Raw genomic sequence first — 22,005 nt, 5'->3', positions numbered from 1 at the left:
CCTGGACCTCACGCCGCAGCGCCAAGTTCGTCGCCAGCTTCGCCTCCTTCGGCCGGCGCGCCTTCCCATCGGCATCCTCCTGGGCCGTGGATGCCCGATAGACCCGACGACGGTGATCGTTGGTATGCGGCACCCGATTCAACTCGCGGCTGATCGTGCCCGGATCCCGCCCCAGGCACCGCGCGATCTCCCGCACACCCTTGTCCGCCGCCTTGAGCAGCGCGATCTCCTCACGCTCGGCGAAGCTCAAACACCGCCTCCGCTGCCCCGCCGTCACCGATGGCATCACCCCGCCACGATCACCGAACCACTCCAGGCCTTTCGTGTGCGACACGCCGGCCGCCGCCGCAGCCTCCTCAACACCCAGCCCCGCACGCACCGCCCTCCAGAACCCGTACTCCAACTCCACCGGCAACCGAGGACGACCACCACGAGCACCCATCACAACACCCCTTCAACCGAAAGGTGTTGCAATCACTCCTTGAGCCCGCCCCACCATTTGACGGGTGAACCCACCAAATGGCGGAAGATGGGGGCATGACGGACAAGGCGGGTGTGGCGGAGGCTGTGGCGGCGCTGCGGGCGATCGGGTATTACCTGGAGCGGGACCAGCAGCCGACGCACCGGGTGAAGGCGTACCGGCGGGCGGCCGACACGATCGCGGCACTCCCCGCAGCCGAAGTACGGGCCCGGCGGAGGGCCGGGACGCTGACCGAGCTGCCGGGCATCGGCCCGAAGACCGAGGCCGTGATCCTGGAGGCCATGGACGGCGCCACCCCGTCGTACCTGGTCAAACTGGAGGAGGCGGCTGGGGCTCTGACCACCGCCGGTAAAGCGATGCGCGCCGAGTTGCAGGCGGATCTGCACCTGCACTCGGACTGGTCCGACGGCGGCAGCCCGATCGAAGAGATGGCCCGTACGGCGCACCGCCTCGGCCACAAGTACATCGCGCTGACCGACCACTCCGGCCGGCTCACCGTCGCGCAAGGGCTGTCCCGCGAGCGGCGACTGCAGCAGCTCCAGGTTGTTGCCGAGCTCAACAAGAAGCTGGCGGACGAGCTGGACGGGTTCACCATCCTGAACGGCATCGAGGTCGACATCCTCGAGGACGGCTCGCTGGACTGCGACACCGAGATCCTGGCCCGGCTCGACATCGTCGTCGCCAGCGTGCACTCCAAGCTGCGGATGGCCGCCGAGCCGATGACCGAGCGGATGGTCCGCGCGATCGCGAACCCGCACGTCGACGTCCTCGGCCACTGCACCGGCCGCCTGATCACCGGCGGCCGCGGTACCCGGCCGGAGTCCGACTTCGACCCCGAGGTGGTGTTCGAGGCCTGCCGCCAATTCGGTACGGCGGTCGAGATCAACTCCCGCCCGGAACGCCTCGACCCACCGAAACGCCTGCTGTCTCTGGCGGTCGAAATGGACTGCGTCTTCTCCATCGACACCGACGCCCACGCCCCCGGCCAACTCGACTGGCAGGTCTACGGCTGTGAACGCGCCGAAGACTGCGGCGTCACCCCGGACCGCGTCATCAACACCTGGGACCAGGACAAGCTACTGGAGTGGGCATCATGAGCGAGCGAAGCGAGTTCATCAGAAAACACAGCGTGCTTGTGCCTCATCCGCGCCCGGAGCGAAGCGAGGACGTGGATGAGTGACCTCGAGAAGGATCCTGCTGAGGTTGTGTGCTCGGGTGCCGGGGGTGGGCCGGTGTTCGAGTTCCTCGAGCCGCGCGAGGTCGTGCTGGGGCGGACGACCAAGGTACGGCGGTTGTTGCCGAACAAGAATCGGCGGATGGTCGGGGCCTGGTGCTTCGTGGATCACTACGGGCCGGACGACCTCAGTCGTCGGGTCGACTCGTACGACGTACCGGGAGAGCGGGGGATGCAGGTGCCGCCGCATCCGCACACGAGTCTGCAGACGGTGAGCTGGTTGTTCGAGGGCGAGATCGAACACCGGGACAGCGTCGGGTCGCACGCGCTCGTACGGCCGGGTGAGCTCAACATCATGACCGCCGGCAACGGCATCGCGCACTCCGAGGTGTCGACCCCGACCGCGCCACCGACGCTGCATGGCGCCCAGCTGTGGGTCGCTCTTCCCGATGCCGTGCGTACGACGGTCCCGCCGGCCTTCAACGCGTACGCCGACCTGCCGACCCTCGACTTCGACGGCGCCCACGCCACGGTGATGATCGGCAGCGTCGCGGGCATCACGTCACCCGCCCCGGCGTACACCCCGCTCGTCGGCGCCGACATCACCATCGACCCCGGCCGCACACTCACGTTGCCGCTCACGCCGTCGAACGAGTACGCCGTACTGATCGTCGAGGGCTCGCTCACCGTCGGCGAACTGTCGCCTGGCTTCGGCGAGATGGCCTACCTCGGCACCGCCCGGGACTCGATCGACTTGGTTGCCTCAGACAACGGTGTCCGCTTCCTCCTGCTCGGCGGCGAACCCTTCGAGGAACAGCTCGTGATGTGGTGGAACTTCATCGGCCGCTCCCACGAAGAAATCGTCACCGCCCGCGAGTCCTGGCAATCCGCGATCGCCACCGCCGGCAACGATCGGTTCCGCATGGTTCCGGGGTACGACGGCGACCCACTGCCGGCTCCGGCGCTGCCCGCTACCGTACTGAAGCCGCGACCGCGGGCGCGGTGACTCGGCGGCGGTAGTAGGCCCAGGTCAGGAGCAGGAGAGCTGGGCCCCAGAGCTGGAGTGGGGCGTAGCAGGCGATCATCAGGGTTTTCCAGGCGGTGGTGGAGAACGGGATGAAGTGGTCGGTGAAGACGTCGCGGAAGCCGAAGGTCCAGATCGCGATCAGGCCGAGCGCGCCGGCGACGGCCGGGATGACGGCGGCGTACGGCGCGACGCGACGGCCGCCGATGACCGGGATCCAGCGGGGGACCACCTCACCCCAGCGCTTGACCAGGCCGAAGGCGGTGAGGGCGACGAGCTCCGAGAAGATCGACAGGCTCACCACGTACACCTTCTGGCCGGTCCCGATGAGGTACGCCGGCTGCCCGTCGACGAGCATGCCCATCGAGGAGCCGCCCACCAGCCCGAGTCGCCACAGCCCGGACGGCAGCGTCAGCAGAGGGATCATGTGGGCAAGGCGGTAGGCCCAGCGCGGTACAGGTTGTTCGGTCACGCCTTCGAGCATCCAGCTCCGAGCCGCCGGAAACCTCACCCCTGAGAGTGAACCGGCTCCCTCCGGAGAGCGTTTCAGAGCAGGTCGTGATCGCGAGCGTACGCCGCCGCCGCGGTCCGCGAGGGAACCTCGAGCTTGGTGAAGATGTTGGTGAGGTGCCGGGCAACAGTCTTGTCACTGAGTACCAACCGCTGCGCGATCTCCGTATTACTGTTGCCTGCAGCAACCAAACGCAAGACCTCGAGCTCGCGCCCGGTCAGACCACCGGCCGTCTCCCGATGCAGCAACTTCTCCACGTCCTGCCGAGCCGGTGTCGCGCCGAGGTCACTGAACATCCGGTAAGCCGACGTCAACTCGCCGACGGCCGAGTCCTCGTCGCCGAGCAGGCGGAACGATCGCCCGACCAGCACCTTCGAGCGTGCGATTTCGTACGGCGCCTGAAGCCCAGCCCACAGCTGCGTTGCTGCCCTGGCCTGCGGCAACGCGCGATCCGCGTCGCCGCTCTCCAGCGCGGCCAGGGCTGAGCAGTAGGCCGCCGACGCACGCAGTCCCACACACCCGAAGTCGGCGGCGATCCCGGCCAACTCCGCGGCAGTCGTCTCGGCCTCATCGACATACTCGCCAGCGAGCAGCACCTCGACCGCTGCCCCGAGCAGGCGCGACCGGTGCACCGGGTCCCGGGTCTCCGCCAGCAGCCGTCGTACCGTCGCGACAGCAGCCGGCACCCGCCCACGGGCGAGCATCAGCAGCGAACGTCCCGGCTGAGGCTCGTACCCGAATCCGGCCGCCTCGTCGTACGACGTCTCGGCCGCCAGATAGTCGCCACGGATCCGCAGCACATCGCCGCACTCGCTCAACGCCAGCCCGGCGGCGGCCTGTGCACCCGACGCCGCATAGCGACGGCGCGCGTCGTTGAACTCCTCCAGCGCGTCGGCGTAGGCACCATGCAGCCGCAGGATCTGACCCCGGTGTACGGCGCACTGTCCGGTGTACGGCACCAAAGCCGGCTGACTCTCACACCACCGCGTCAGTGCTGTCGTCCAGCTGGATGCGCGGGCGAAGTCCAGCACCTCCTGGCAGCCTTCGATCATCGCGCAATACGCGTTGCCCGCGATGATCGGCGACACCTCGCCCGCCGCGACGCCGACCATCGCCTCGTCCAGCAGGGCCAGGCCCTCCGGGACACGGCCGGAGTACATCAGCAGCCGGCCTTGGCAGACCAGGCCTTGTGCCAACAGGTCAGGATCGCCGAAGCGGCGTGCGACCTCGGTGATCTCGGTTCCGATGCGCAGCGCCCCGGCGAAGTCGCCCTGCCCAAGACGCTGGTAGAACTCGAGGATGCGGAGGTAGCCACGCTCGACCACGTCGTCGGGTTGATCCGCCAGCAACCGCAGGGCACGCGCGGCCCAGCCGTTGCCGACCGCCCCTTCTCCGCGGAGGTTGTGCACCATCGCGAGCCAGAAGGCGAACCGGATCGCGCCCAGGACGTTGCCGTCGTCGATCTGCAGGCGATACCCGCGTTGCAGTGCGCGGATGCAGGCGTCGTGGTCGCCGATCAGGTACGCGGCGGTGCCGAGGGCCATCAGGTCGCCCGGGCCAAGGGCGGCCGTCTCCGGCTCACCGTCCGCTGCGGTGAGCTGGTCGTAGGCGACCGCCCAGTCGCGCTGCTCGTACGCCCGGCGGGCGCGCTCCAGATCGTCGACAATCCCCATCGCATGCCCCCTTATCAGCGAGCATGCGCGGTGGATCACGCGGCGGCAAGACTCCGGTTCGACGACCGGGCCGCGATCCGCTTGGCGACGTACGCCGCATCGCGTCCGACGCCGGGCAGCACCATCGAACTGAAGGCGAACTGGAAGGACAGGCCGCAGAAGAACAGACCCGGTGCGCCCGTGACGACGCCGCGCAGCTCCTCCGGCCAGCCGTCGGCGCCGATCACCGGCAGCCGGATCCAGTCGAACGCCTGCTGGAAGCCGGTTGCCCACACCACGTTCGCCACGTCCAGCACCCGGTCGTCGCCGAGCACCGGCCGCCCGTCGCGGACACCGGTGACCCGGTGGGGGACCCGCTCTACCCCTCGCGCGAGCAGGTCCTCCCGCTTGACCCGGAGCATCGGTCCGCCGTGGAAGCGAATCTCCTCCTGAGCCTTCCGCCCGATCGGCGTCCGCCGGGTCACCACGTGCTTGCCGACGAACAGGAAGATGGGGAAGAAGACATGGGCGCCGGGGCTGTCCAGCCGCACCGGGATCTGGCCGGGGTCGCGTCCGCACAGGATCGTCGGGTGGCTGGTCGCGACCTCGTAGGCGATGTCCGTGCCCGAGTGCGACCCGCCGACGACCAGGACCGGGCCGTCCTTCAGCTGCTCGGGCCGCCGGTACTCACTCGAGTGCAGTTGGCGGATCGCCGGGTCGAGATCGACCGCGAAGTCCGGCAGGTACGGCGTCCTGCCGAAGGTGCCGGTGGCAACCACCACGTTGTCGGCGTGGATCGTCCCGGCGGCCGTCGTTACGACGTATCGGCCGTTCTGTGCCTCGAGCGTGTCGACCCGGGTGCTGTTCCGCACCGGCAGCTGGAAGCGTTCGGCGTACGACGCCAGGTAGTCGGCGACCTCGTCCTTGGTCGGGTAGTCCCAGGGCTTACCGGGGAACGGCAGCCCCGGCAGTCCGTCGTACTTGGACGGTGTGTAGAGCCGCAGCGTGTCCCACTGCGCTCGCCACTGGTCGCCCACCCGCGGGCTGCCGTCCAGGATCACGAACGGCCTGCCCCGCTTGCGCAGGTGGTACCCGGTGGCCAGTCCGGCCTGACCGGCACCGATGATGACAGTCTCGATACTTTCGGTGGTCATGCGAGCCTCCGCTCGTCCTGTAACGACGCTGTTCGTACGGCGACCACGCGCGGGCCGGTGCGGTAGCGCAGCCACCACAACAGCATCAGCGCGGACGACACGACGTAGAAACCGTGCAGGGCCCAGATCGGCCCGGGCGGCAGGTGCACCACGTAGATGCAATGGACGGCGTTGCCGACGTTCGCGAGCACCAGGTTCGCCGGGCTGTACGACCTGAGATCCCGGGTCCGGAGCGCCTTGAACAACATCGGCAGGGCGCTCGACGCGAAGAGGATGGTGGACACCGTCCCCGCGAGAAGAGCAACACTTGCGCCAGACATGTCTCTGACGGTAGGGACCGGGGCCTGGTCGCCGCGTCGGACGGAATACGCAATCTGCGTGCGGGAGATCTACGAGGTTTGTCGTATCGGTGGGTGAGACGCGGTCCGGGCCGGTTGACGAATGTCTACTGATCTTGTTGACATTGAGTCATGACCGGCGAGTTGATTCTGGTGCAGCGGCGCCACATCGACCTGCTTCGCGTCGCCTCCCAGGCGTGTTGAAGGTGTTGTGGTCCCCTGCCGATACAGCTCGCGGTCCATCCGCCCACTGTCGCCAGCGGATGGACCGGCCGGTCCCGCAAACGGGTTCGGTCGAGGACACCAGGCTCGACCGGACCAGAACAAAGCAGCGGGCCCCCGCCGGAGTGCACCCGGTGGGGGCCCGCTGTGTTGCCCTTCTAGGCTCCGGCGCCTTCCTGCTTTACACCCGCGACCGCGGTCGGGTCGTCGATGCGGTACTTGCGGGCTGCCTCGGCGGCGACCTCCGGCTTCACGTCGCCGCGCTTGGCCAGGATCTCCAGGGTGGCGACGACGACCGACTCGGCGTCCACGTGGAAGTGCCGCCGGGCCGCGGCCCGGGTGTCGGCCAGACCCCAGCCGTCGGTCCCGAGCGAGGTGTAGTCGTTCGGCACCCAGCGGGAGATCTGGTCCTGCACCGCGCGCATGAAGTCGCTGACAGCAACGACCGGGCCCTTGGTGTCCTTCAGCTGCTCGGTCACGAACGGCACCTGCTCCGGCTCGTCCGGGTGCAGCAGGTTGTGCTCCTCGGCCGCGATCGCGTCCCGGCGCAGCTCGTTCCACGACGTCACCGACCACACGTCCGCGGCCACCGAGTACTCCTCGGCCAGGATCTGCTGGGCCTTGCGGACCCACGGCAGCGCGACACCGGACGCGAGCAGCTGCACCCGCGGCACGTCGTCACCCTCGGCCGTCTCGGTCTCGCTGAAGCGGTAGATGCCCTTCAGCAGGCCCGCGACATCGAGGTTCTCGGGCTCAGCCGGCTGTGGGACCGGCTCGTTGTAGACGGTGAGGTAGTAGAAGACGTCCTCGCCGTACGGCTTGTCCTGGTCCAGACCGTAGCCGTACATCCGGCGCAGGCCGTCCTTGACGATGTACGCGACTTCGTACGCGAAGCCGGGGTCGTAGTGCACCGCGGCCGGGTTGGTCGAGGCGAGCAGCGGCGAGTGGCCGTCGGCGTGCTGCAGGCCTTCACCGGTCAGCGTCGTACGTCCCGCGGTCGCGCCGATCAGGAAGCCCCGGCCGAGCTGGTCGCCGAACGCCCAGAGCGAGTCACCGGTCCGCTGGAACCCGAACATCGAGTAGAAGATGTAGAACGGGATCATCGGCTCGCCGTGCGTCGCGTACGCCGTACCGGCCGCGATCATCGAGCCCATCGCACCGGCCTCGCTGATGCCCTCGTGCAGCAGCTGACCCTGCTGGGACTCCTTGTACGACAGCAGCAGGTTGCGGTCGACCGCCTCGTAGTTCTGCCCGTGCGGCGAGTAGATCTTGGCCGTCGGGAACATCGAGTCCATGCCGAAGGTGCGGTACTCGTCCGGGGCGATCGGGACGATCCGGGCGCCGATCTCCGGGTCCTTCATCAGGTCCCGGAACAGCCGCACCAGCGCCATCGTGGTCGCCACCGGCGTCTTGTCGCTGCCCTTGCTGAGCGGCTTGTAGACGTCGTCACCAGGCAGCTTCAGCGTCGTCTTGGGCGCCACCCGCCGCTCCGGCAGCGAACCGCCGAGCTGCTTGCGCCGCTCCATCATGTACTGGTACTCCGGCGAGTCGGTGCCGGGGTGGAAGTACGGCGGGTTGTACGCGTCCTCGAGGTCCTTGTCCTCGATCGGCAGGTAGAGCCGGTCGCGGAACGCCTTCAGGTCGTCCGAGGTCAGCTTCTTCATCTGGTGGGTCGCGTTGCGGCCCTCCAGCGCCTCGATCGTCCAGCCCTTGATGGTCTGGGCCAGGATCACCGTCGGCTGGCCGACGTGCTCGGTCGCGTTCTTGAACGCCGCGTACACCTTGCGGTAGTCGTGCCCGCCGCGGGGCAGCTTGCGCAGGTCCTCGTCGGACAGGTCGCGGACCATCGCCTGCAGCCGCTGGTCACCACCGAAGAAGTTGTTCCGGATGTACTCGCCGGTCTCGACGGAGTACGTCTGGAACTGGCCGTCCGGCGTGGTGTTCATCTTGTTCACCAGGACGCCGTCGTGGTCCTGCGCCAGCAGGTTGTCCCACTCCCGGCCCCAGATCACCTTGATCACGTTCCAGCCGGCGCCGCGGAAGAACGCCTCCAGCTCCTGGATCACCTTGCCGTTGCCACGGACCGGGCCGTCCAGCTGCTGCAGGTTGCAGTTGATCACGAAGGTGAGGTTGTCGAGCTCCTCGCGGGCGGCCAGGCCGATCGCGCCGAGCGACTCCGGCTCACCCATCTCACCGTCGCCGAGGAACGCCCAGACGTGCTGCTGGCTGGTGTCCTTGACGCCGCGGTTGTGCAGGTACCGGTTGAAGCGCGCCTGGTAGATCGAGTTCAGCGCGGCCAGACCCATCGAGACGGTCGGGAACTCCCAGAAGTCCGGCATCAGCCGCGGGTGCGGGTACGACGACAGGCCCTGGTGGGCGCCGCGGGAGACCTCCTGGCGGAAGCCGTCCAGCTGGTCTGCGGACAGCCGGCCCTCGAGGAAGGCCCGCGCGTACATCCCGGGGGAGGCGTGGCCCTGGATGAAGACCTGGTCACCGCCACCGGGGTGGTCCTTGCCGCGGAAGAAGTGGTTGAAACCGACCTCGTACAGGCTGGCCGCGGACTGGTAGGTGGCGATGTGACCGCCGACCTCCAGGCCCTTGCGGTTGGCCTTGCTCACCATCACCGCGGCGTTCCAGCGGATGAAGGCCCGGATCCGGCGCTCGATGTGCTCGTCGCCGGGGAACCACGGCTCGCGCTCGGGCGGGATCGAGTTGATGTAGTCGGTGCTGCGCAGGGCCGGCACGCCGACCTGTCGCTCCCGGGCCCGTTCGATCAACTTGAGCATCAGGTAGCGCGCCCGCGCCTTGCCGCGTTCGTCCAGTACGGCGTCGAGCGATTCGACCCACTCACGTGTCTCGTCGGGGTCGATGTCGGGGAGCTGGGTGGGCATCCCCTCGGTGATGATGGCTGGTGGTTCGTGTCCGGAAGCCACGGTGTCCTGCCGTTCTCTCTGGTTGCTCTTCCCCGCAATCCTGTCACCTGTTCGGAATGCGTTCTACTTCGCCTTCCACAGGCGCCCGATTCCGGTCGTCCGCGCGTGATCTGAGCGGACACGGACGGTACCCGGCACGCGGATACCGGACACGTCACGGAACCCTCGTGCATACTTGCGCGACGCGGTACGTCACGATGGACTATCGCTACTGATGCCTACCCCCGGGCAAGCGGGGACCACGGAGGAGGACACGTGAGCGCGACCGCGGACCACGCGGACGGCAAGAGCGGTGTGCCGAACATTGCTTCCAGGCTCGGCCTGGAGGCCGGCTGGATCGTGCAGGAGATCGGCTACGACGACGACTGCGACGACACCCTGCGGGACGCGATCCGGGCGATCACCGGGGAGGAGTTCGTCGACGAGGACACCGACGAGGTGGTGGACGTCGTCCTGCTCTGGTTCCGCGACGACGACGGCGACCTGGTCGATGCCTTCTTCGACATCCTGACCGATCTGAAGGCCGGCGGCGTGGTGTGGCTGCTGACCCCCAAGGTCGGCCGGGACGGGTACGTCGACGCCAGCGAGATCGCCGAGGCCGCCCCGACGGCCGGTCTCGCCACGACGAGCAGCCTGACCGTGACCGACGACTGGTCGGCCACCAAGCTGGTGGTGCCGAAGTCGGGCCGGCGAGGCTGAGGTCCCGGTGACCCCGGCCGCGGGCAGCCGGGCACCCGACTTCACCGCCCGGAACCAGTACGGCGAAACCGTCCGGCTGACGGACTTCCGCGGCCGGCGCGACGTCGTACTGGTGTTCTATCCGTATGCCTTCAGCGGGGTGTGCACGAGCGAGCTGACTGCGCTGCGTGACCGGCCGGACCTGCTCGAGCGGGCCGAATTCCTGGCCATCTCGTGCGACCCGATGTTCACGCTCCGGGCGTACGCCGACGCGCAGAAACTGGAGTTCGGCCTGCTCACCGACTTCTGGCCACACGGCGCGATCGCCTCGTCGTACGGCGTCTTCGACCCCAACCGCGGCTGCGCCCTCCGCGGCACCTTCGTCATCGACCGAACCGGCACCATCCGCTGGTCAGTCCTCAACCCAATCCCCGAAGCCCGCAACCCAGACGACTACGCCGAGGCCCTGGCAAGTCTGGCTCCCGACCTCGGGTAGACTTCGCGGTCGGCACTCAGGGTGAATAGCTCAGCGGTAGAGCGCTTCCCTTACAAGGAAGATGTCGGGGGTTCGATCCCCTCTTCACCCACGAGCGACTTGAGCGAGGCCGCGCGCAGAAAGCGCGCGGATCTCGCTCGTCGTGTCTTCTGAGGTCGCACCACCCCAAGACCCCGGACCCCCGGCTGTGGTGGCCGTTGGTCCCTCCCAGAATCACGCGAAAAACCTCCTAGGTCGCGGGTGGTGGCGCCGAGGAGAGGGGCCGGTCCGGTGATCGGACAGTGCGGGAGACGGCGTATCCGGTACCGGCGACGTTCGTTGTCCCCGGTACCGGCGGCTGCGCGAATTCTTAACCTTCGGCTGTTGAGAACTGACTCCTCCAGGGCAGGTTGTGGCTGGTAGGGTTCACGGCTGTCGGTCGGCGCGATGACGCACCGGGTCCACCCGGTGACGGCATCGGTCCGGCAGGCACAACGGGGCTTGTCGTCGGTGAGAGCGAGGCGGGTGTGCCCTGAGCCCGGCTCCGTCCAGTTGGGGAGGCGCGTGTCCGTGGGTCGTCGCCAACCGGCTGGCGCCGCCATTGTGCTGGCCTGGCCGCATGACGTCGTACGGACGCACTCCGGCAAGCTGTCCGTGGTGGTGGGACCGGAGTGGTGAGGAGCGGCGTGGACCGGCCGGCGATCAGTACCGGACCGGCCCTGATGATTCCGGCCGGGTACCCGCGAGACCTGCCGAGCGCGTTGCTGCGGGCCGCCCGTGACTTCGGCGGCGCCGGCGTGGTCGAGATCGGCCCGGACGGCCGCGAGACCCGGCTCGACTTCCCGACCCTGCTCGAGCTCGCCGCGCGGATCCTGGCCGGCCTGCGCGCGAACGGCGTACGCGCGGGCGACCCCGCGGTCGTGCACTGCACCGAACCGGTCGGTTTCTTCGCCTCCTTCTGGGCCTGCACGCTGGGCGGCATCCGCCCGCTGCTGATGGCGCCGAGCCCCGACGGCGACCGCACCGAGGCCGGCCGCGAGCGGCTCCGCAAGGTGACCGACCTGCTCGGCTGGACCGTGCTGATCGGCCGGCCATCCGACCTCCCGAACGACCTCGGCCTGCCTGTCCTCGATCCGGACGCATTGGCCGGTCACGAGCCGACCTCGGAGTTCCACCGGCCGGCCGCTGACGACGTCGCCGTACTGATGATGTCGTCGGGGACCACTGGTACGCCGAAGATCGTGCAGCTAACGCATCGCGGCCTGGTGGAGTTCGCCGCCGGTACGCCGGCGATGCTGCCGGTCCGGCCGGGGCAGACGACGCTGAACTGGCTGCCGCTGGACCAGAGCGGCGCGTTCTTGCTGTATCACCTGCTGCCTGTGTTCACGGGCTGCACGAACATCCACGTCAACACCGGCTGGGTGCTCGCGAACCCGCTGCGCTGGCTCGACCTGATGGACCAGCACCGGGTGAACCACTCCTGGTCGCCGAACTTCGGCTACCGCCTCGCCACGCAGGCGATCGCGGGCGAGCCGGACCGGCATTGGGACCTGTCGGCGTTGCGCAGTCTGGTCAGCGGCGGCGAGCAGATCACCGTGCCGGTCATGTCGGAGTTCCTGCGCGTGACGAACCGCTTCGGCGTCGTACCGGAGACCTTCGTCGCGGCGTGGGGGATGACCGAGACCGTCACCGGGATCACGTTCGCGCGGCCAGGGCTCACGCCGAACGTGCACCGCGTCCGCATCCCACCGACCGGCGTCATCGAGTGGGTCGACCAGCGGACCACGACCGGCAAGGTCGCGGTCGCCCGGCCGGGCAAGGCGCGCGCTGAGGCGCCGGGCGTGCTGAGCCTGGTGTCGGTGGGTGCGCCGGCGCCGGGGACGACCGTACGGATCGTTGCTCCGAACGGCGCCGTACTGCCCGAAGGGCGAATCGGACAGCTGCAGATCGCGTCCGCGCGGGTGACGCCTGGCTATCTGGGCAACCTGGAGGCCGACCGGGCCGCGTTCCCGATCGGCAACTGGCCGGCCCGCAAGTGGCTCGCGACCGGCGATCAAGGCTTCATCACCGGCGGACAGGTGGTCATCACCGGCCGGGACAGCGAACGCATCATCATGTCCGGGAAGCTGTACTACGCCCACGACATCGAGACGGTCGCATCGACAGTCGTCGGCGCCGAGCACGGCCTGGTCGCGGCATGCGGCGTCGCCGATCCGGAGACGGGGACCGATCGGCTGGTCGTGTTCTACGCACTCACGCCGGAGTCGATCCCGGGGATGGACCAGGCGATCCGCAGCCTCGTCCGCGGCCGCCTCGGCCTCGACGCGGAGGTCGTCGGCGTGCCGCGCCGCGACTTCCCGACCACCCCCGGCGGCAAGATCCTCCGCCCGCTCCTCAAACAACGCTGGATCGACGGCACCCTGGAGACACCTCCCCACCCGTACGTCGAACCAGCCGGCGCCAGCTCGTACTCCGGCCCAGCCGGCGAGGGCCCGTACGACGACCCCGCCGACACGCTGATCTCCGCCGAACGGGGTGCCGGCCCTGCCGTCGTCTCGCCCGAAGACGACCCAGCCGAACGCACCGCCGAGCTTCCCGTCGTCCGCCTCGCCTGGCAACGCACCCTCCAGCAATCCATCCCCACCCCACCCGAACGCCCAACGCTTGGCGCCAACCGCCAAACCCCACCCCCGACGTCGGACCCGCTCGCCCCCGACGCCCTCGCTCCCGATGCTGAGCAGGCAGGCACGGCAGATCCCGAGGTCGTGCAGCAGCCGGGCGTCGCCGAGTCCGGCGTACTCGCGGACTTTGCGCCAGCTCAGCCCGAAGACGCCTACTTCGACAGCTCGGCGTTCTCCCGCAAACCCACCGACGAGCTCGCCGGCCCCGAGCCGCACCCGGCCGAGACCGGCTCCGCGCAGCCCACACCCGACGACCCCGACGCCACCACCCAACTCCCCGCCCTAACCCCCACCCGCCTCGCCCGACTCGACCCTCCGGCAAACCCCGACCCGACCGCCAAGCCGGAGCCACTCGAAGACCCCGAACCCACCGCCAACGCCGAGCCGCTCGATGAGCCCGAGCCGACCATCGAGCGTAAGCCGGTCGTCGGCGCGGAGGCCGCTGAAGCAACTGCCCAGCCGGCCGCCGAAACCGACTCGCAGGGGGAAGCGCAGCCCGAGGCAACCGAGGTCGAGCCGCCCGCAGAACCTGCCTCGCCTGCTGCAGCCGGCCTTGAGACCGCCGAGCCCGACCATATCGCTAACGCTGCAGAGGTAGGCGAGCAAGAGCCCGAGTCGTCTCCCGGCTCCGAGCCGCATGCAGAACCTTCGGCGACTGCCGAGGTGGACCCTGACGCGATTGCTGAGTCCGGGGTGGTCGCCGACACGGAGTCGGCGCCCGAGGACGTCGCCGAGGCTGTCGAGGTTGCTGAGGGAGAGCCAGAGTCGACCGTCGGGGCCGAGGCTCCCTCAGGACCTGCGGTGACTGCTGAGGCCAGGGCTGGCGCTGTCGTCGAGCCTGCAGTGGTCGGCCGACCCAAGCCCGTGACCATCGGCAACGCAGAAGGCTTCATTGGCCAGGCGCCAGCGTCAACCGCCGCCACCGAGGAGCCCCCTCAGCCCGAACTCGTCACCGACCCCGACCCCGAGGCCGATTCGGCCAGCGAGCCTGAGTCATCCACTGAGCCTGAGCTGGCACCTGAGCCTGCCGATGATGATGCCGAGGGTGCAGGACTAGGTGACCAGCCGGCGGCCGCGGCTGAGTCGCTCGCCGAAGCAAACGCCGAGCCAACCGACGCAGCCCACCCCGAGGCGATTGCCGACGTGCAGGCCGAGCCGACTGCCGACGTGCAGGCCGAACCTATTGGCGCAGTGCACGGCGAGGCGACTGGCGACGAGGAGTCTCGGGCTGACGTCGTACCAACCGGCGATATCGTGTCCGGGCCTGCCGCTGAGGCGCAGGTCGCCGACCTTGAAGGCGCGACGCCGGAGTCCGCGGAAGCGGCCGCCGCGGTGGTGGAGCCACAGCCCGAACCAGCCGCCGAGTCTGAGCCGCCGGCGGACCTTGAGCCGGCTGGCGAAACGGTGTCCGCGGCAGCCGCCGAGGCTGAGTCGCTTGCGGAGCCTGAGTCGGCTGGCGAAGCGGAGTCTGAGTCGGCCGTTGAGCCGAGCGCGGAGGAAGACTCCCGCGCAGAACTTGAGCAGGACGGCGAAGTCGCGTCCGAGCCAACTGCCGAGGTCGAGCTGCCCGCGGACGCCGACCCGAACCCCGAAGCTGAGTCTGAGTCCGAACTCGCTGCGGAGGCTGTGCCGAAGGCGGAAGTCGAGCCGGAGACAGGTGCAGTTGCCGAGCGCGAGCGTGAGTCCGACGTCGTTGCGGAGGCTTCGCTTGACGCTGATGTCGAACCGGAGGCTGGCGCAGAGGCTGCTGCGGTTGCTGTGCCCGAACCTGAGGCGGTCGACGAGCCCGACCTGACCGAGGAACACCCGTCGGCCGGGGATGCCGAAGGGCTTGGGGAAGCTGGGCCGCAGGCCGATGCGCAGGCTGAGGCTGGCGTGGAGGCTGGTGCGGGTGCCGAGTCTGAGGCCGAGCTCGTCGCGGAAGCTGAGCCGGTCGCGGAAGACGAATCCGAATCTGGCACCGAGGCTGCTCTGGTTGTCGAGCCAGAGCAGGAATCCGAGCCGCTTGCCGAAGTTGAGCCTGGCGCCGAAGTCGAGCCCGAGTCTGAAACCGAGGTTGCCGCGGTTGCTGAGTCCGGCTCAGAAACGGTCGACGAGCCAGATCTGACGGCGCATGGACAGCTGGCCGCTGACACCGGGATGGCTGCCGATGCCGAGGCGCTTGGTGATGCTGGCAAGACCGGCGCATCTGAGCCTGAGGCTGACGTAGAGGTTGTTGCGGGTGCCGAGCCCGACCTGATCGCGGATGGCGAGGACGCCGAGTTGGCGGCTGATGCCGACGCGCCTGGGGAAGCCGAGCCGCAGGCCGAAGCGCAGCCTGAGTCTGGTGCGTCTGAGACCGAGCTGGTCGCGGAACCTATGCCGGACGCGAGCGTCGGACCGGAGGCCGGCGCGAAGACCGGCGTGGGTGCCGAGGCTGGGGTCGAGCTGGTCGCGGAAGCTGAGTCGATCGCGGATGTCGAGCGCGAGGCTGCGGTTGCCGGAGCCGAGCAGGAGGTGGTTGGCGAGGCTGGGATGGCTGCTGCGGTCGGCGTGGCTGCGGATGGCGAGCTGAGTGCCGACTCGGAGGCTGCAGCTGATGCGGAGGCGCAGGAACCGACTGCGGACGGACGGGCTGAGCCTGAGTTGATGGCTGCGGGCGGATCGGGTGCGGAAGGTGAGCCGGTTGGTGAGGCTCGGCCGGGGGCGGTGGTTGAGCTTGCGGTGGTTCCTGAGGCTGCACCCGCTCACCCCGAGCCCGCAGAACCCGAGCCCGCCGAACCCGAGCTTGCGCAGCCTGAGTCCGCCGAGCCTGCCGAAACCGAGGCCGCCGAAGCCGAGTTTGCCGAAGCCCCCTCCGCCGAGCGGGTCCAGGCCGAGGTTGCTAGTGGTGAGGTTGTGCCGGCTGCCAAGGTCGCCTCGGCCGGCGAGCCTGAGCCGGCAGTCGCGCAGGCGGCTGAGCCCGCGGTTGTGCAGGCGGCTGAGCCGGCGGTTGTGCAGGCGGCTGAGTCGAAGACGGCTCCGGGTAAGCAGCGGGGCAAGGCCAAGACCGTTGAGCCTGTCGCTGTGGTCGGGTTGGCTGGGCGGTTCCCTGGGGCTGAGACGCTGGAGCAGTTCTGGGACAACCTCGTTGGTGGCGTCGAGAGTATCCGGCGGTTCACCCCCGACGAGGTGAGTCAGGCCGGCGGGCATCTGGACGACGACCAGATTGCAGTCAGCGGTGCGCTTGATCACGTGGAGTCGTTCGACGCGAAGTACTTCGGCCTTAGCGACCGTGAGGCCGAGCTCATGGACCCCGCGCAGCGGCTGTTCCTCGAGGTCTGCCAGCAGGCGCTCGAGCACGGCGGCTACGCCGGCACCGCCAGCCGTGTCGGTGTGTTCGCCGGCTCCGGCATGAACCTCTACGCCCAGCAGGCCCAGCCGCGCGACTCCATCGCCACCCGCGTCGCCTACCGTCTCGGCCTCAGCGGGCCCGCGATCGGCGTCCAGTCCGCGTGGTCGTCCTCGCTCGTCGCGGTCCACCTCGCCTGCCAGGCGATCAGGTCCGGTGATGCCGATCTCGCGCTCGCCGGAGCGGCCGCCGTACAGGTGCCTCAGGCAACGGGTTATCGGCCGGCGCCGGAGTCGATTCTGTCGCCGAGTGGCAAGGTACGCGCGTTCGACGCCGAAGCCGACGGCACGGTCGGCGGGAACGGCGTCGCCGCCGTACTGCTGAAGCGGCTCGACCAGGCCGTCGCCGACGGGGACACCGTGTACGCCGTGATCCGCGGCTCGGCAGTGAGCAACGAGGACGCGCCCGCGGGCAATCAGGTCGACCTGATCGAGCGGGCGCTCGAGCGCGCCGGGTTCGCCGCGGACTCGCTCAGCTACATCGAGGCCAACGCGATCGGCAGTGCCGCCGCGGATTCGGCCGAAGTGAAGGCGCTGACGACGGCCCTGCGCCGGCACACAGACAAGGTCGGCTTCTGCACGATCGGCTCGGTCAAGCCCAACATCGGCCACCTCGACAGCGCCGCCGGCATGGCCGGTCTGATCAAGACCATCCTGATGCTCCAGCACCGGACGCTCGTCCCGACGATCAACTACACCAAGCCGAACTCGGCCCTGAAGCTTGCCGACAGCCCCTTTGTCATCGGCTCCGACGTACGCGAATGGGAAGCTGGTACGACGTTGCGCGCCGGCGTCAGCGCACTCGATGCCGGCGGCACCAATGCGCACGTCATCCTCGAAGAGGCGCCGCGCCAGATCCGCCGCGGCGACGACGGCCCGGTCGTCCTGCCGCTCTCCGCACCCGACCCGGACGCGCTCGCCGACCTGGTCGAACTGTTCCGCACCGACCTCGACCACGGCACCGGCCACCGGTTGATCGACCTCGCCGGTACGGCGGCGCTCGGCCGGCCCGCGCATCGTCACCGGATCGCCGTCGCCGGTTCGTCGGAGGCCGAGCTGGTCGACGCGCTCGGCTCCGCCCAGGCCACCGAAGTACCACGCGGCGGACCCGGGCCACTCGGCTATGCCTTCACTGGACAAGGCGCTGCACGTCGTGGAATGGCCGCGGGCCTTGCCGCGCGCTTCCCGGTGTTCCGGCAGGTGCTGGACGAGTGCGACCGCGTCTACGCCGAGGAGTTCGGCGGGAGCCTCAATGAGCTGCTGCTGACCCCGGCTGGTTCGTCGGAAGGCGTCTGGCCGACGGAGACCGCGCAGCCGGCGCTGTTCGCGTTCGAGCTGGCGCTGGCGCGACTGTGGCAGTCGTTCGGCGTGCAGCCCGCGCTGGTGGTCGGCCACAGCGTGGGGGAGTACGCCGCTCTGTGCGTCGCTGGAGCGTTGTCGCTGGCAGACGGCGTACGGCTGACGGCCAAGCGCGGCGAGCTCATGCAGCGCGGCACCGTGCCTGGTGCGATGGTCGCCGTACGAGCGGATGCCGACCGGGTGCGGGAACTGGCGCAGACACCGGGTGTGGAGATTGCCGCAGGCAACGGTCCGCAGTCGTTCGTGCTGACTGGATCGTCCGAGGTGATCGTCGGGCAGTTGGCCGCACAGCTGGACCAGCTGCAGGTCGCGTGGCAGCGGTTGGATGTGGATCGCGCGTTCCACAGCTCGTTGGTCGATCCAATACTGGCGGACTTCGCGGCGATCGTTTCGCAGATCACGCTGAAGCCGCTGCGGACGCCGATGGTGTCGAGCTGGTCGGGCGAGCTGCTCGAGTCCGGGACCGTGCTGGACGGCGACTACCTGGTCGGTCAGTTGCGGCAGCCCGTGTTGTTCGGCGACGCGGTTGAGGCAGTCACGGCCGCGGGGTGCCGACGATTCCTCGAGTTGGGGCCGGACGCCGTACTGAGTCCGGCGGGTCGGCGGATCGCCCCGAACAGCACCTGGATCCCGGCGCAGCGACTCGGGCAGGACCCGGTGCTCGCGACGATGAACGGCCTTGCGGAGTTGTTCGAGCAGGGCACGGAAATCGCGTGGTCGAAGGTGTACGCCGACGGCGGCCGGGTGCCGCTGCCGACGTACCCGTTCCGTCGGGTGCACCACCCGATCGACCCTTCCGCCGTGGGTACGGCGTCTCGTCCGGCAACGGCCCGGGTTCAGGCGAATGCCTTCGAGCGGGCGGCCCGGGCGCAGGCGGCGGCGTTCGAGCCGTCGAGTGCGGCGGTGAAGAGGATCCCGCTGGATCCGCCGGCCGAGCCGGAAACGGTCGAGATCGAACCCGAAGAGGTCGCCGAGCGGTCGCCGTTCGCGCTGCCGGCCGAGACGCATCAGGTGGACGCGGACTACCTCGCGCAGGCCGGCGTGCTGTCGGGTGACGAGGTGTCGGCGGAGCGGTACCGCGAGTCGCTCGACGCGGTGCTGGACCTGACCTGCGAGGAACTGCACCTCGATCCGTACGACCTGACCGTCGATCACACGTTCGCCGAGCTCGGCGCGACACCGGCGTCGATGGCACCGGTGATCGAGCAGATCAACGCCCGGTTCACCGTCGAACTCACTCCGGACGACCTGTTCGCCACCCACACCACGCCGCACAAGCTGGCAACCGCGGTCGCCGTCCAGACGCCGAAGGCGGAAGCCGAGGAGGTTGCCGAGAGCATCGAAGCGCCTGAAGAGCCTGCTGTGGTTGAGGTTTCGGCACCGGTTGCCGAGAGCACCGAAGAAGTTGCCGTCGAAGAAGAGGCTCGGGACGCGCGGTCGGCCTTGGCTGTGCTGGGCTCCGGCCTGGCCGAATTGGCTGCGAAGGTTGACGAAGCCGCCGCCGCGACCAGCGTGGCCGAGCTTCCCGGCACCGGAATGGCCGCGCTGATGTCGCAGCAGCTCCGGGTGGCAGGCCAGTTGGTCGACGGCGTCACCAAGCTGATGCGCGAACAGCTTGCCCTCCTCAACGAAACCGCCGCCGCGGAAGAGGAGCACGAAGCGCCACAACCAGAAGCGCCGGTTGACGAGGAGCGTGAGCAGCGCCGCCGGGACTTCGAGTACTGGGATCTGACGCTGGCCGGAGCCGAGCCCTTGGTACTGCCCGCGGATCACGCTCGCCCCGCGGCCACCGACGAAGTTGCCTCGATCAAGCAAGAGTTCGACGCCGAGCTCGGCGACGCGGTCTTCGTGTACAGCCGGGAGCGCAAGCTCAGCCCACTGATGACGATGCTCGCGGCCATCGGCACGGTCCTGGGCCGGTTCGCGGCGCAGGACGACGTGACGATCGGCTCCGCGCTGATCCGCCCGCAGGGTGACACCTCGACCGCGACCCAGCGACCCCTCCCGCTCCGCCTCGACCTGTCCGGCGAACCCGACCTCGGCGAGCTCGCTCACCGGGTCCGCGACATCACCACCGGCGCGTTCGACCACGCTGGCACCGACCTCGCCGTACTGGAGCGCGACCCGCTCTTCCAGGTGCTCGTGGAGTTCGAGGACGGCGAGCAGGAGTTGCCGGAGTCGCTGGATCTGCGGCTCCGCCTCACCCACCACGGCGCCGGCATCACCTGTACGGCGGACTACCGCTCCGGCCTGTTCGAGCAGAGCACGATCGAGCGGCTCCTGGCCTACCTGGAAGCGGTACTGCGTCGCGCCACGACCCAGCCGCACCTACGCCTGCCCGACCTCATGCTCCCCATCGAGTCCGACCTGGAGACGCTGCGCGAACTCGAGGGTGAGGTCGACCCCACCGGCCCGATAGGCCGAGTACGGCGGAACGCGGTGGTCGCCGGCGAGCTCAGCGGACTGCACACGCTCTTCGAGCAGCAGGTCGCTCGTACCCCTGATGCGATCGCTCTGGTCCAGGGCGATCGTGAGCTGACGTACGCCGAACTCGATCGGCGCTCCAACGCGGTCGCCTGGCAACTCGTTGACCTCGGCATCAAGCCTGGACAGCTGGTCGCCGTACGAGTTGCCCGGGGCACCGAACTGGTTGTTGCCGTGCTCGCCGTTTTGAAGTCCGGAGCGGCGTACCTGCCACTGGATCCCGGTGTGCCGGAGTCGCGGTGGGGATTCATGGTCGAGGACTCGAACGCGGTCGCGCTGGTTGGGGACGACGCCGCGCTGGCAGATCGGCTCGGGCTGCGGCTCGTCCCGGTCGCGGCGGGGGACGGGGATGCGCGGGCGCGGCAGGCGCCGCCGGTCCGGGCGGCGGCCGATGATGTTGCCTTCTGCATCTACACGTCCGGTTCGACCGGGAACCCGAAGGGCGTCCTGGTTCCGCATCGCGGACCGGTGAACCTGGTTCGGCACTACCTGCAGACCCGGAGTTCGCTGCGGACGTTGCAGTGGACATCGTTCGGGTTCGACGTGCATGTGCAGGAGATGTTCACCACGCTCGCGTCGGGTGCGGCGCTGGTGCTGATCGGCGAGGACGACCGGTACGACCCGGACGCGGTGATCGCGGCGCTACGTGATCACCGGGTCGAGCGGCTGTTCATGGCGTTCAGCCCGCTGACCGCGCTGCTCGCGACGATGCGCCGGCTGCCCGAACTGCCGGCATTGCGCGAGATCGTCGCGGGCGGCGAGGCGATGGTGCTGACGCACAAGGTGCGTGACTTCCTGGCGGCGCATCCGGAGTGCCGGCTGTTCAACGAATACGGTCCCGTCGAGGCCTCGATCGTGACCACGATCCACGAGGTGGACCCGGCCGAGGACCGGCCGTCGATCGGGCGTCCGGTCGACGGGGTCGTCGTACGGCTGCTCGATCAAGCGTTGCGGCCGGTGCCGGTCGGCGCGGTCGGGGAGATCCACCTCGGCGGCGCGGCCGTTGCCCAGGGCTACATCGGACGACCGGACGAGACCGAGCGGATGTTCGTGCCGGATCCGGGACATCCGGGCGGACGGCTCTACCGCAGTCGTGACCTCGGCCGGTGGCGCGTTGACGGCACGCTGGAGTACCTCGGCCGCGCCGACGACCAGGTGAAGATCCGCGGCCACCGGGTCGAGCCGGGGGAGACCGAACACGTGCTGGCGGATCAGCCCGGTGTTGTCGACGCCGTGGTGATCGCGTGCGCTGATCCGGCCGGTGACACCTGCCTGCTCGGGTACGTCGTACTGGAGGACAGCGACCCCGCCGTACTGGCTCGCCTGATGCTTGACCTGGGCAAGGAGTTGCCGATCTACCTGGTGCCGGCCGACCTGATCCCGATCGAGGAACTCCCGCTGGACGACAACGGCCGCCTCGACCGCGCCCGGCTGCCCGAGCCGGAGTGGCTCAAGCCTTAGGTACGTCGG

General features: G+C 69.2%; 12 protein-coding genes and 1 tRNA gene. 7 read left to right on the top strand and 6 right to left on the bottom strand.

Going from position 1 to position 22,005, the window contains the following annotated elements:
* Positions 1-442 (bottom strand): helix-turn-helix domain-containing protein (locus EV646_RS06095; protein WP_132144670.1); only part of this gene is annotated, 442 nt, incomplete at its 3' end.
* Positions 443-537: 95 nt separating this feature from the next.
* Between EV646_RS06095 and EV646_RS06090 the strand changes: the two genes are divergently transcribed.
* A complete protein-coding gene (locus EV646_RS06090) occupies positions 538-1,578 on the top strand; it encodes a PHP domain-containing protein (RefSeq protein WP_132144668.1) in 1,041 nt (346 codons plus the stop codon).
* Positions 1,579-1,653: 75 nt separating this feature from the next.
* Positions 1,654-2,661, top strand: coding sequence for a pirin family protein (locus tag EV646_RS06085; protein WP_132144666.1), 1,008 nt, complete (start codon positions 1,654-1,656; stop codon positions 2,659-2,661).
* Here EV646_RS06085 and EV646_RS06080 read toward each other — a convergent pair.
* From EV646_RS06080 to EV646_RS06065, 4 genes are all read right to left on the bottom strand, one after another.
* Positions 2,627-3,151 (bottom strand): hypothetical protein, encoded by a 525-nt coding sequence (locus EV646_RS06080; RefSeq protein ID WP_199236798.1) that lies wholly within the window; start codon positions 3,149-3,151, stop codon positions 2,627-2,629. The two genes, EV646_RS06085 and EV646_RS06080, sit on opposite strands and share 35 nt — an antisense overlap.
* A gap of 74 nt (positions 3,152-3,225) precedes the next feature.
* Entirely contained in the window at positions 3,226-4,863 is a 1,638-nt protein-coding gene (locus EV646_RS06075; RefSeq protein ID WP_132144664.1) for a LuxR family transcriptional regulator, read from the bottom strand.
* A gap of 35 nt (positions 4,864-4,898) precedes the next feature.
* A complete protein-coding gene (locus EV646_RS06070) occupies positions 4,899-5,996 on the bottom strand; it encodes a flavin-containing monooxygenase (protein WP_132144662.1) in 1,098 nt (365 codons plus the stop codon).
* Positions 5,993-6,316 carry a hypothetical protein gene (locus EV646_RS06065; RefSeq protein WP_132144660.1) on the bottom strand — a complete coding sequence of 108 codons (324 nt, stop codon included), beginning with the start codon at positions 6,314-6,316 and terminating at the stop codon, positions 5,993-5,995. Before EV646_RS06065 ends, EV646_RS06070 begins: the two co-directional genes overlap by 4 nt.
* Positions 6,317-6,466: 150 nt before the next feature.
* Here EV646_RS06065 and EV646_RS40915 point away from each other — a divergent pair, with 150 nt between their 5' ends.
* Positions 6,467-6,538 (top strand): putative leader peptide, encoded by a 72-nt coding sequence (locus EV646_RS40915; RefSeq protein WP_422386691.1) that lies wholly within the window; start codon positions 6,467-6,469, stop codon positions 6,536-6,538.
* Between the two features lie 176 nt (positions 6,539-6,714).
* On the opposite strand, the gene aceE is transcribed toward EV646_RS40915, so the two are convergent.
* Positions 6,715-9,447 (bottom strand): pyruvate dehydrogenase (acetyl-transferring), homodimeric type, encoded by a 2,733-nt coding sequence (gene aceE, locus EV646_RS06060; RefSeq protein WP_241995429.1) that lies wholly within the window; start codon positions 9,445-9,447, stop codon positions 6,715-6,717.
* 297 nt (positions 9,448-9,744) lie between these two features.
* Between aceE and EV646_RS06055 the strand changes: the two genes are divergently transcribed.
* The 4 genes from EV646_RS06055 to EV646_RS06040 all read left to right on the top strand — a co-directional run bounded on the left by EV646_RS06055 (position 9,745) and on the right by EV646_RS06040 (position 21,996).
* The gene (locus EV646_RS06055; RefSeq protein WP_132144656.1) at positions 9,745-10,188 is read left to right on the top strand and encodes a DUF3052 domain-containing protein; all 444 of its coding nucleotides are present in this window, start codon (positions 9,745-9,747) and stop codon (positions 10,186-10,188) included.
* Between the two features lie 7 nt (positions 10,189-10,195).
* Positions 10,196-10,663 (top strand): peroxiredoxin, encoded by a 468-nt coding sequence (locus EV646_RS06050; RefSeq protein WP_132144654.1) that lies wholly within the window; start codon positions 10,196-10,198, stop codon positions 10,661-10,663.
* Positions 10,664-10,682: 19 nt separating this feature from the next.
* Positions 10,683-10,754: transfer RNA gene (locus EV646_RS06045), tRNA-Val, on the top strand.
* A 574-nt stretch (positions 10,755-11,328) separates the two neighbouring features.
* Complete coding sequence (locus EV646_RS06040; protein ID WP_132144652.1) at positions 11,329-21,996, top strand: non-ribosomal peptide synthetase/type I polyketide synthase; 10,668 nt, start codon at positions 11,329-11,331, stop codon at positions 21,994-21,996.
* The last annotated feature ends 9 nt before the right edge of the window (positions 21,997-22,005 follow it).

Origin of the sequence: Kribbella antiqua (genome assembly GCF_004345665.1) — a bacterium.
In the GTDB taxonomy this organism is placed as follows: Bacteria; Actinomycetota; Actinomycetes; order Propionibacteriales; family Kribbellaceae; genus Kribbella; species Kribbella antiqua.
Note: the sequence above shows the minus strand (reverse complement) of the source record. Positions and strands in the feature narration are given on the sequence as shown.